Origin of the sequence: Vandammella animalimorsus, from assembly GCF_002285285.1 — a bacterium.
GTDB classification, from domain to species: Bacteria; Pseudomonadota; Gammaproteobacteria; order Burkholderiales; family Burkholderiaceae_C; genus Lampropedia; species Lampropedia animalimorsus.
In genome coordinates this window covers 256,393-268,175 of record NZ_NSJF01000002.1, presented here as the reverse complement: position 1 = coordinate 268,175, position 11,783 = coordinate 256,393, and the positions used below count along the sequence as shown (strand labels likewise).

General features: G+C 69.4%; 7 protein-coding genes. 2 read left to right on the top strand and 5 right to left on the bottom strand.

What is annotated here, in order from left to right; all coding sequences use genetic code 11:
• Positions 1–77: 77 nt before the first annotated feature.
• Entirely contained in the window at positions 78–1,403 is a 1,326-nt protein-coding gene (locus CK620_RS04565; protein WP_095549307.1) for a YbfB/YjiJ family MFS transporter, read from the bottom strand.
• 52 nt (positions 1,404–1,455) lie between these two features.
• Complete coding sequence (locus CK620_RS04560; protein ID WP_095549306.1) at positions 1,456–5,106, bottom strand: indolepyruvate ferredoxin oxidoreductase family protein; 3,651 nt, start codon at positions 5,104–5,106, stop codon at positions 1,456–1,458.
• Positions 5,107–5,422: 316 nt separating this feature from the next.
• On the opposite strand from CK620_RS04560, the gene argB reads away from it, so the two are divergent.
• Entirely contained in the window at positions 5,423–6,313 is an 891-nt protein-coding gene (gene argB, locus CK620_RS04555; RefSeq protein ID WP_095541676.1) for an acetylglutamate kinase, read from the top strand.
• A gap of 92 nt (positions 6,314–6,405) precedes the next feature.
• Positions 6,406–6,663 (top strand): DUF2789 family protein, encoded by a 258-nt coding sequence (locus CK620_RS04550; protein ID WP_095541675.1) that lies wholly within the window; start codon positions 6,406–6,408, stop codon positions 6,661–6,663.
• Positions 6,664–6,865: 202 nt separating this feature from the next.
• Here CK620_RS04550 and CK620_RS04545 read toward each other — a convergent pair whose 3' ends face one another.
• Genes CK620_RS04545 through CK620_RS04535 form a run of 3 tightly spaced genes read right to left on the bottom strand, consistent with a single transcriptional unit; the run spans position 6,866 to position 11,608 of the window.
• Positions 6,866–8,335 carry an efflux transporter outer membrane subunit gene (locus CK620_RS04545; protein WP_238946017.1) on the bottom strand — a complete coding sequence of 490 codons (1,470 nt, stop codon included), beginning with the start codon at positions 8,333–8,335 and terminating at the stop codon, positions 6,866–6,868.
• Positions 8,336–8,366: 31 nt separating this feature from the next.
• Positions 8,367–10,394, bottom strand: coding sequence for a MacB family efflux pump subunit (locus tag CK620_RS04540; protein WP_238946016.1), 2,028 nt, complete (start codon positions 10,392–10,394; stop codon positions 8,367–8,369).
• 14 nt (positions 10,395–10,408) lie between these two features.
• On the bottom strand, positions 10,409–11,608 hold the full coding sequence (locus CK620_RS04535; RefSeq protein ID WP_095549584.1) for an efflux RND transporter periplasmic adaptor subunit: 1,200 nt from the start codon (positions 11,606–11,608) through the stop codon (positions 10,409–10,411).
• Between the last annotated feature and the right edge of the window lie 175 nt (positions 11,609–11,783).

Sequence of the window (11,783 nt, the reverse complement as noted above, 5' to 3'; positions counted from 1 at the left end):
TGGCGGGCATGGCAGGCGCATCATAAAGAAATTGGCGCGGGCCCAGCCCCTGCATGCCCCAGCCCAAGCAGCGGCCGTCACCGTGGGGCATGCAGGCGGCGGCGCTCCAAGGCCAGCATCAGGCCGTACAACAGTGCGCCGGCCAGCAGGCCGGCTGCGGCTACCCACAGCGCCAGGGCGAAGCCTTGCTGTTGCGATGCAGCGCCGTGCAGCAGTTGCACCACCAGTGGCGGGCCGGCGATTTGCCCCAGGCCATACAGGGCCGTCAGGCTGCCCATGAAGGCCGTGGCCTGGGCCGGGCGCAGGCGGCGCGCTTCCTGCATGCCAAACAGGGTGATGGCGGTAAAGGGCAGGCCCAGCAGCGCGCTGCCCAGCACGAAGCCCGTGGCGTTGGGCAGCAGCAGGGGCAGTACCACGCCGCAGGCCTGCAGCAGATGACACAACAGCAGCAGCCAGCGCCGGTCCACCCGCGCCGGGATCAGGCCGGTGCTGGCCGCGCCCAGGGCCACGCAGGCGCCAAAGATGGGCCAGAACCAGGCAATCCAGCGCGAGCCGGGGATCACGCCCTGGGCGATGACGGGCAGGTAGGTGGCGGTGATGATGTAGCCAAAGCCGGCCAGGCCATAGGCCAGCGCCAGCAGCCAGGGCTGGGCCGTCCACGCGGCGGGCTGGGCCGATGCGGTTGCCGGGGCTGTGGATGGGGCGGGCGTGGCAGCAGGCGCAGCAGATGCGGAAGGTGCCGCAGATGCGGCGGCGGCATCAGCGGTATCAGCGGCAGCGGAGCTGGCCGCGCGCTGCAAGGCCCCGCTGCGCCAGACTACGCGCAGCACCCAGGCGGCCATAACCACAGCCGCCAAGGCCTGCACGGCCCAGGTCAGCAACGCAGGCCTGGCTTGCAGCGCCCAGGCCATCAGGCCCGAGGCCAGGATGCCGATGCCCGGCCCGCTGAAGACGATGCCGCCGAGCTGCCCGGCCCGGCGCATGGCCAGTTGCTCCAGGCACCAGCCGGAGGTGTGCACAAAGGCCACGGCCGAGGCCACCCCGGCCAGCAGCCGCACGCCCGGCCAGAGCCAGGCCAGCGGCAGCGCCATGAGCAGCAGCAAGACTGCCGTGGCCGCCAGGCCCGCCAGCAGCAGCCAGGGGCCCCAGGCCCGCAAGCGCTGCGGCTGGCGCAGCAGCCAGGGCAAGACCATGCAGGCCAGCGCGCCCAGCAAATAGCCCAGGTAGTTCAGGGTCGCCAGCCAGCTGCCCTGGCGCAGGTCGAGCAGGCCATCGCGCACCATCAGCGGCAGCATGGGGGTGAAGGCAAAGCGCCCCAGGCCCATGGCGATGGCCAGCGCCAACAGGCCGGCCAGGGCCACGGCCAGCGCGCAGGGGCGGGTGGCGGCGGTGTGTTCACTCATCGGTTCATCGGTTCATCGGTTCATCGGTTCATCGGTTCATCGGTTCATCGGTTCATGCGCGCAGACGCTCTGGCTCTGCCGCTGCGCCCTGGGCCTGGGCGTCCCACTCGTGCCAGAGCTGCTGCCAGCGCTGGCGCGCCTTTTGCACGGCGGCGTGCTTGACGTGGCCGAAACCGCGAATCTCCTCGGGCACGCTGGCGATCTGGCGCGCCAGCGCCCAGCGCGGCGCATCGGCCGGCAGCCCTTGCAGGCCCTGGCGCAAGCGCTCAAGCATGGCGCGGTACTCCTCGATCAGCGCGCGCTCCATGCGGCGCTCCTCGGTCTTGCCGAAGACGTCCCAAACCGTGCCGCGCAGTGCCTTGCCGCGCGCCAGCAGCGCCAGGGCCCAGTGCATCCAGGGGCCGAACTGGGTCTTGATGGGCTGGCCCTGGGCGTTCTTGCGCGCCAGCAGCGGCGGCGCCAGGTGGTATTGCAGACGGTAGTCGCCTTCGAACTGGGCCTGCAGCTGGGCACGGAACTGGCCGTCGGTATACAGCCGCGCCACCTCGTATTCGTCCTTGTAGGCCATGAGCTTGAACAGGTTGCGCGCCACGGCCTCGGCCAGCGCCGTCTGGCCGGTGGCGGCCTCGACGTCCTGCATGTGCTGCACCTGCGCCGCATAGCGCTGCGCATAGGCGGCGTTTTGGTAGGCGGTGAGGTGCTGCACGCGCAGCGCCACCAGGCTGGCCAGGTCTTCGTGGCCGGGCTTGGGCTGGCGCACCAGCTCGATGACTTGCGCCGGGGGCGCGGCCAGGGCCTGCATGGCGGCCGGATCGGCTGCGGCGCGGCGGCCCCACTCGAAGGCCTGCTGGTTTTTCTGCACCTGCACGCCGTTGAGCTCGATGGCGCGCAGCAGCGCCGCGCGCGACAGCGGGATGCGCCCTTGCTGCCAGGCAAAGCCCAGCAGCAGCGGGTTGGTGAAGATGCTGTCGCCCAGCAGGCGCGTGGCCAGGGCCTGGGCATCGAGCGCGCCCAGCCCCTGCGGGCCCACGGCGCGCTGCAGCGCCGCCTCGGCCGAGGCGGCGGGAAAGCGCCAGTTCGGATCGTGCACGAACAGCGCGGTGGGCGTGCCGTGCACGTTCAGCGCCACGTAGGTGCGGCCCTCCTGCATGGTGGCCAGGGTGGCGGCGCTGGTGGCCACGATGGCGTCGCAGCCGATGACCAGATCGGCCTTGGCGGCATCGACCTTGGTGCTGAACAGCGTCTCGGGCCGCGCGGCGATCTGGATGTGGCTCCAGGTCGAGCCGCCTTTTTGTGCCAGCCCGCCGGCATCCTGGGTGATGACGCCCTTGCCTTCCAGGTGCGCGGCCATGCCCAGCAGCTGGCCGATGGTGATGACGCCGGTGCCGCCCACGCCGGCCACGACGATGCCCCAGGCGCTCTCGATCTGGGGCAGCGCGGGCTCGGGCAGCGGCGGCAGCTCCTCAGGCGCGGGCAGGGCTGGCCGGGCCGCGCCGGCGGCATTGGCGGCAGCGCTCGTTGCGCGCTTGAGCTGGCCGCCGTGCACCGTGACCATGCTGGGGCAAAAGCCCTTGAGGCAGGAGAAATCCTTGTTGCAGGTGCTTTGGTTGATGCGGCGCTTGCGCCCCAGCGGCGTGGCCAGCGGCTCGACCGAGAGGCAGTTCGACTGCAGCGAGCAATCGCCACAGCCCTCGCAGACCAGCTCGTTGATGAACACGCGCTGCGGCGGCTCGGCCAGCTTGCCGCGCTTGCGGCGGCGGCGTTTTTCGGTGGCGCAGGTCTGGTCGTAGATCAGCACCGTCGTGCCCTTGACCTCGCGCAGCGCGCGCTGCACGGCATCGAGCTCGTCGCGGTGGTGCAACTGCACGCCCGGCGCCAGCGGCGCGCCCTGGTACTTGGCCGGCTCGTCGGTGACGATGACCACCTGGGCCGCGCCCTCGGCGATGACGCTGGCCATGATCTGCAGCACCGAATGGCCCTCGGGACGCTCGCCCACCTGCTGGCCGCCGGTCATGGCCACGGCGTCGTTGTAGAGGATTTTGTAGGTGATGTTCACCCCGGCGGCGATGCTCTGGCGGATGGCCAGCAGCCCGCTGTGAAAGTAGGTGCCATCGCCCAGGTTGGCAAAGACGTGCGCCTCATTGGTGAAGGGCTGCTGGCCCACCCAGGTCACGCCTTCACCGCCCATTTGCGTGAAGGTGGCCGTGCGCCGGTCGGGCATCCAGTTGGCCATGTAGTGGCAGCCGATGCCGGCCAGCGCGCGCGAGCCCTCGGGCACGCGGGTGCTGGTGTTGTGCGGGCAGCCGCTGCAAAACCAGGGGATGCGCTCGCCGGTCTTGACCTCCAGCGCCGCCAGCGCCTGCTCGCGCGCATCCAGCGCGGCCAGGCGCTGCTGCAGGTGCGCGCGCCAGTCCTCGGGCACGCCCAGCGCCAGCAGGCGCCGCGCGATGGCGCGCGCCACCAGCGCCGGGTTCAGGTCGGCATGGGCGCGCAGCAGCGTGCTGCGCGCCGGGTTGGGCTGGGCCCATTCGCCGCCCAGCTCGGCGCTGGCGTCCTCGCCGGCATCGAACTTGCCCAGCACGCGCGGGCGCTGCGCCGCGCTCCAGTGGTAGAGCTGCTCCTTGAGCTGATATTCGATGAGCTGGCGCTTTTCCTCGACCACCAGCACCTCTTGCAGGCCGCGCGCAAAATCCTGCGTGGCCTGCGGCTCCAGCGGCCAGACCACGCCCACCTTGTGCACGCGGATGCCCAGGCGCTGGCAGGCGGCCTCGTCCAGGCCCAGGTCCTGCAGCGCCTGGCGCGTGTCGTTGTAGGCCTTGCCGCTGGCGATCAGGCCAAAGCGGTCCTGCGCTCCGGCGATGACGTTGTGGTTCAGGCCATTGGCGCGGATGTAGGCCAGCGCCGCATACCACTTGGTGTTCATGAGCCGCTCTTCCTGCGCCAGCGGCGCATCGGGCCAGCGGATGTGCACGCCGCCGGGCGGCATCTCGAAATCGCCCGGCAGCGCAATCTGCACGCGCTGCGCGTCGATGCAGACCGAGGCCGAGGACTCGACCACCTCCTGAATGGTCTTCATGCCCGACCACACGCCGGCATAGCGGCTCAGCGCCAGCGCATGCAGGCCCATGTCCAGGATGTCCTGCACGCTGCTGGGGAAGAACACCGGCAGGCCGCAGGCCTTGAAGATGTGATCGCTCTGGTGCGCGGCGGTGGAGCTTTTGGCCACGTGGTCGTCGCCCGCCAGCGCCAGCACGCCGCCATGGCGCGCCGTGCCGGCCATGTTGGCGTGCTTGAACACGTCAGAGCAGCGGTCCACGCCCGGGCCCTTGCCGTACCAGATGCCGAACACGCCGTCGTACTTCTTGTGCTCGGGCTGCAAGTCCAGCTGCTGCGTGCCCCAGACGGCGGTGGCGGCCAATTCCTCGTTGACGCCAGGCTGGAACACGATGTGCTGGCGCGCCAGGTGCGCGCGCGCGCCCTGCAACGCCTGGTCGTAACCGCCCAGCGGGCTGCCACGGTAGCCGCTGATGAAGCCGGCCGTGTTCAGCCCGGCGGCGGCATCGCGCGCGCGCTGCAACATCGGCAGGCGCACCAGCGCCTGCACACCGCTCATGAAGGCCGTGCCGCTCTCCAGCGTGTATTTGTCGTCGATGGAAACTTGGCGCAGCGCAGCCTGCAGCGCCGGTGAAATGGGGGCGTTCATCGTGGTATCTCCTGTTGGTATTGGGCCTGTCATCACAACCCTCGCGCCGCCCTCATCCCCAGGATCGGGCGCTATTTGCGGCGATTTTGATGACAGGCCTTTGTTGTCCGTGATCGCAAGCGCACAGTGTACGGGCCATGACCCCACCGCACGCTGCGCGACTATCCCTTGGGGCACAATGCGGGCACGGTCTGCACGGATCGCAGCGCCTGCTTTGCCGCTGGATTCGTCCAGGCTCTTTCCTGCGCAGCCCGCTGCCGAGCTTTTCCATGGCGGGGCTGCGCTGCTTTGTGTTCACTTCCCCCCTCTTGCCACCATGACCGACGCCACCGCCATCGCCCCGCACGACAAGGCCCGCATCCTCGCGCAGGCCCTGCCCTACATCCGCAAGTTCCACGGCAAGACCATGGTCATCAAATACGGCGGCAACGCCATGACCGAGCCGCAGCTGCAAGCGGCCTTTGCCGAGGACGTGGTGCTGCTCAAGCTGGTGGGCATCAACCCCGTGGTGGTGCACGGCGGCGGCCCGCAGATCGAGTCGGCCCTCAAGCGCCTGGGCAAGACCGGCCAGTTCATCCAGGGCATGCGCGTGACCGACGCCGAAACCATGGAAGTTGTCGAATGGGTGCTGGCCGGCGAGGTGCAGCAAGACATCGTCGGCCTCATCAACCAGGCCGGCGGCAAGGCCGTGGGCCTGACCGGGCGCGACGGCGCCTTCATCCGCGCACAGAAGCTGCGCATGGCCGACCACAAGGATCCGAGCATCCTGCACGACGTGGGCCAGGTCGGCGAGATCCTCAGCATCGACCCCAGCGTGGTCAAGGCGCTGCAGGACGATGCCTTCATCCCCGTCATCAGCCCCATCGGCTACGGCGACCAGAACGAGAGCTACAACATCAACGCCGACCTGGTGGCCAGCAAGCTGGCCGAGGTGCTCAAGGCCGAGAAGCTGATGCTGCTGACCAATACCCCGGGCGTGCTCGACCAGCAAGGCAAGCTGCTGACCAATCTCTCGGCGCGCGAGATCGATGCGCTGTTTGCCGACGGCACCATCTCCGGCGGCATGCTGCCCAAAATTGCCGGCGCGCTCGATGCCGCCAAGAGCGGCGTGAACTCCGTGCACATCGTCGATGGCCGCGTGCCGCACGCCATGCTGCTGGAGATCCTCACCGACACGCCCTACGGCACCATGATCCGCGCCCATTGAGAAACCGCCGAACGAGCGCGGCCCCGAACGCCGAACGCCGAACGCCGAGTATCTGGCGATCCCCCCACACCACACAGAACCAGGAGCCCTTGATGCCCATCCACAGCCCCGAATTCATTGAGCGCTGCGCCAGCTTCAGCGATTTGTTCGAGCAGCTCGGCCTGCCCAGCTCGGCCGTGCAAATCGCCGACTTCATCTCCGAGCACCACCCGCTGCCCGATGAGGTGCTGCTGGCCGATGCGCCATTCTGGAGCACTGCGCAGGCGCAGTTTCTGCGCGAGCAAAAGCAGCTCGACGAGCCGCCCTGGTCGATCCTGATCGACCAACTGAGCGCCGCGCTGCGCGACTGAGGCGCATGCCAGCTGCCCCGCAGCTGGCCGCGCGCCCATCAGAGCCTGTTCAAAATCTTTGCACGGCGGTCAAGAGAGCGGATTTGGGCGCTCTGCTGCGTTGCAAAGCCTCGCCATAGCCCCAGCTATGGCTGCGTTTTGCGCCTTGCAGCCCACCCCAAACCGCTTCTTGCCCACTCGCGCCGAGATTTTGAACAGGCTCTCAGGGCTCAGACGGTGCGCCGCCCAGAGCCTTGTACAGCGTCAGCAAGTTATTGAGCTGGGCCTGGCGGTTGGCCGAGAGGGCCAGTTCGGCGCTGCGGCGCGCCTCTTGCGCGTCCAGCCAGGCTTGCAACGCCACCGCGCCGTTGCGGTAGCGCACCTCGCTGAGCGATTCAACCTGCAGCGCCGCATCGCGCTGCTGCTGCAGCCAATGGCGCTGCTGCTGCAACTGCTGGCGCGCGGCCAGCGCGTCCTCTACCTCCTGCAGGGCCTGCAGCAAAGTCTTTTGAAAGCCCACGGCCGCAGCTTCATAGTTGGCGTGCGCCACCTCGCTGTTCAGGCGCATTTCGCGCTGGCGCAAAAACGGTAGCGCCAGACTGGCGCCCAGCGTGCCCACCGGGTTGGACAACCACTGCCCCAGCGACTGGGCGCTGCTGCCCAGGCCAGCCGTCAGGCTGATGTTGGGGTAGTAGCTGGCGCGCAGCGCATCGCCATCGGCCAGCGTGGCGCGCAGCCGGGCCTCGGCGGCCTGCACGTCAGGGCGGCGCGCCAGCACCTGGGCCGGCAGCTGCAGCGGCAGCTCGGGCAGCTCGGGCAGCTCGCCTGCAGGCAGGGCCTGGGGCTCGCCATCGGGCAGCAGCGCAGCCAGGGCATCGCCCGTGGGCGGCTGGCCCAGCAGCACGGCCAGCGCATGGCGCGTGCTGGCGCGCGCCTGCTGCAAGGCCGCCAGTGCGGCCTGCTGCGCGGCCACGCTGCGCGCGGCCTGCTGGCGCTCCAGGCCGGAGACGCCGCCAGCCTCATACTGGGCCTGCACCAGCGCCTGGGTGCGCCGCGCGTAGTCCAGGCTGCGCACGCTGCTGGCAATCTGCTCGTTCTGGTGCGCCAGCTGCCAATACAGCGTGGCCACACTGGCCACCAGCACCAAGGCCGTGCTGCGCCGATCCTGCTGCGTGGCGCTGTGGCGCCACTGCGCCGCATCGCGCTGGCTGGCCAGCTTGCCCCACCAGTCCAGCTCATAGCTCAGGTTCAGGCCCAGGCTGTGGCTTTGGCCGCTGCGCGCGGCGTCGAAGTCGCGGCTGGCGCCGAGCGAGGCGCTGGCGCCCAGGCCGGGGCGGGCCTTGTCCTGCGCCAACCCCAGGGCCAACTGGGCCTGGCGGATGTTCCAGGCCGCCAGCGCCATATCGGGGCTGTGCTGCAGGGCCTGGGCGATCAGCTGGTTGAGCTGGGCATCGCCCAGCGCCGTCCACCACTGGGCGGCCTGGGCCGGCTCGGCTGCTGCATCAGCAGGCGCGGCTGCGGGCTGGCTGCTCCAGTTGCCAGGCACAGCCAGCGGCGGCGGGGTGTAGGCCGTTTGCAGGCTGGCGCAGCCTGTCAGCGTCAGCACCAGGGCGCAGGCCGCGCCCAGCACAGCGCCGCGGCGGGGGGAGAAAGCCAAGGGGAAGTTCATCACACGCATGTTCTTACGATTCACGTTGCGGCTCCTTGCATAGTGTGAACAACCCCTAGTTGCGCGACAGCGCGTCGATGGGATTGAGGCGCGCCGCGCTGCGCGCCGGCAGAAAGCCGAACACGATGCCGATCAACGATGAGCAGGCAAAGGCCCAGACCATGGACTGCACCGAGAAGACCAGCTGGAAGTCGCGGCTGAAGCGCGCGAACAGCTCGCCAAACGCCAGGGCGCAGCCAATGCCCAGCAGGCCGCCGAGCACGCACACCAGCACGGCCTCGATCAGGAATTGCTGCTGGATGTCGCTCTGGCGCGCGCCCACAGCCATGCGCACGCCGATCTCGCTGGTGCGCTCGGTGACCGAGACCAGCATGATGTTCATCACGCCGATGCCGCCCACCAGCAGCGAGATCACGGCAATCGAGGCCACCAGCAAGGTCATGGTGCGGGTGGTGCTCTCGATGGTCTGGCGGATGGTGTCGGAGTTCATCAGAAAGAAATCCTGACGGCCGTGGCGCTGCGTGAGCAGCTGCGTGATGCCGGCCTCTGCAGCCTGCGAGGAGGCATCGTCGCGCACGCGCACGGTGATGGTGCTGACGTGGCTTTGCCCCGAGATGCGCCCCATCACCGTGGTATAGGGCACATAAACCGTGACGCTGCCCGAGTCCGGGTTGAAGCCCGCCGCCTGCGGCTGCAGCACGCCCACGATGCGCACCGGCACGCGGCCCAGCAGCAGCACCTGGCCGATGGGGTCGCGGCCATCGGCAAAAAAAGTCTTGCGCGCGTTGTCGTCAATCACCGCCTCCTGCGTGCGCGCCTGCACGGCCTCGCGCCCGAACCAGCGCCCGGCGGCCAGCCGCAGGCCACGCACCTGGAAGAACTGCTCGCCCACGCCACGCACCTGGCCGCTGGATTCGACGTTGCCATGGCGCACGGTGGCTGCGCTGTTCACGCTGGGCGTGACGCTGTCCACATAGCCTTGCTGCGCCAGCGCATCGGCATCGGCCGCCACCAGCGTGCGGATGCGGCTGGCCTGGCGATCGCCAAAGCCACTGCCGGGGCGGATGTCGATGGTGTTGGTGCCGATGGAGGCAATGTTCTGCAGCACGGCGCGCCGCGAGCCCTCGCCCAGCGCCACCACCGAGACCACCGAGGCAATGCCGATGATGATGCCCAGCATGGTCAGAAAGGTGCGCAGCCGGTGCGCATTCATGGCCCGCAGCGCCATGTGCAGGGCTTCCACCAGGCGGCCCAGCGCGGCCAGCGGCGCCGAGCGCGCTGCAGCACGGGCCGTGACAGAGGCGGCGGGGCTGGCCGCAGCTTTGCCATCGCCCTGCCCTGCCGCGCCGCGCTGCGGCGCATTGGGCCGGTCGCTGACGATTTGCCCGTCGTGGATTTCGATGATGCGCTGCGCATGGCGCGCCACCTGCATGTCGTGCGTGACGATGATGATGGTGTGGCCCTCGTCGTGCAGCTGCGCCAGGATGCGCATGACCTCCTCGCCCGAGGCCGAGTCCAGCGCGCCGGTGGGCTCGTCGGCCAGAATCACCTGGCCGCCGTTCATCAGCGCCCGCGCAATGGACACGCGCTGCTGCTGCCCGCCCGAGAGCTTGCCCGGCGGATGCGCCGTGCGCTCGCCCAGGCCCAGGCGATCGAGCAGCTGGCGCGCACGCGCCTGGCGCTGCGCCGCTGGGGCGCCGGCATAAATGGCCGGCACCTGCACGTTGTCCAGCGCGTTCAAATCGCCCAGCAGGTGGTAACGCTGAAAGATGAAGCCGAAGTATTCGCGCCGCAGCTGCGCCAGCGCATCGGCATCGAGCTGCGATGTCTCGCTTCCGTTGATGCGGTACACGCCGCGCGTGGGCTGGTCCAGACAGCCCAGGATGTTCATCAGCGTGGACTTGCCCGAGCCGGACTGGCCAACAATGGCCACCATCTCCCCGGCGCGGATGTCCAGGTCGATGTCTTTGAGCACGGCGATCGTGCCCTCCCCGGCGGGGAATTCGCGCCGCAGCTGGCGCAGTTGCAGCAAGGGCGCGCCAGCGCTGGGCGCGGCCTGGGGGCGCGGATTGGCAGCATGCACCGGGCCAGCCCTCCTCACAGGCGCATGCCGCGCGGGCCGCTGGGGCGCATGGCCGCCGAGGGCCCGGAAGCATCGGCCACCACGACGCGCTCGCCTTCCTGCAGGCCGGCGGTGATCTCGGCCGTGATCTGGTTGTTCAGACCGACCTGCACGCGGCGCGGGCTGCTCTTGCCATCGGCGCCGACCACGCGCACCGTGTGGCTGCCATCGGCCGCGCGCGCGCCCAGCGCCGCAGCCGGCACGGTCAGCACGTCCTGCACTGCCGCCTGCACGATGTAGACCTGCGCCGTCATGGCAATGCGCAGGCGATGCTCGGGGTTGGGCACGTCGAACAGGCCGTTGTAGTAGATGGCCGCCGTCGTGCCGGCATTGCTGGCGCTGGCAGCGGCGCTGGCGCTGCTGATCGACTCGGGCGCGGGCTCGACGGTGCGCAGCGTGGCCTCGTAGCGGCGGTCGGGCTCGCCCAGGATGGTGAAGTACACCGGCTGGCCAGGCTGCACGCGCGTGACGTCGGCCTCGGAAATCTCGGCCTTGATGGTCATGGTGTCCAGCTGCGCAAGCACGACAATGGTCGGCGCCGACTGGTTGGCGTTGACGGTCTGGCCCTCCTTGGTGACGATGGCCACGACCTGGCCGTCCATGGGCGCGACGATGCGGGTGTAGCCCAGGTTCAGCCGTGCGGTGTCGGCGCTGATCTCGGCCTGGGCCACGCGCGCCTTTTGCGATTCGATGTTGGCCTGCGCCACCTTGTAGGCCAGCTCGGCGGCCTCCAGGTCGGCGTGCGAATTGGCATCGGCCGCACGCAGGCGGCGCTGGCGCTCGTAGGTGGACTTGGTCTGCGCCAGCGTGGCGCGCTGCGCGGCCAGGTCGGCGCGCGCCGTGGTCAGGGCCGCCTCGGCATTGCGCAAGGCGTTTTGCTGCGTCAGCGAGTCGATCTCGGCAATCAACTCACCGGCCTTGACGTTCTGCCCCAGCTGCACCGCCAGGTGCTTGACCTGGCCCGAGACCTGCGCGCCCACATTTACCTGCTGCAAGGCTTCGAGCTTGCCCGAGGCCAGCACCGTCTGCTCGATGCTGCCGCGCGCCACCGGCGCGGTGACATATTCCGGCCCGGCGCTGGCAGCCAGCCGCTGCTGGCGCACGACATAGCCAAGCCCCGCCAGCAGCAGCAATATCAGCAGCCACAGCCACCAACGCCTGTTCTTTTTTTGCATGGTCGTGGTTTCAATCGTGGCAGCGGCAGCCATGCAGGCGCGGCCGCCGCTGTGTTCTTGGAAGTTGTTCGAGTTTTTGCTGCCAACCTGCGCAGCGGCGCCATTGTGGCGCGCCCACGGCGCACGGCATTTGAGCGCCGGGTAAACCGCAGGTAAAGCGCCCAGGGCAGCTTGG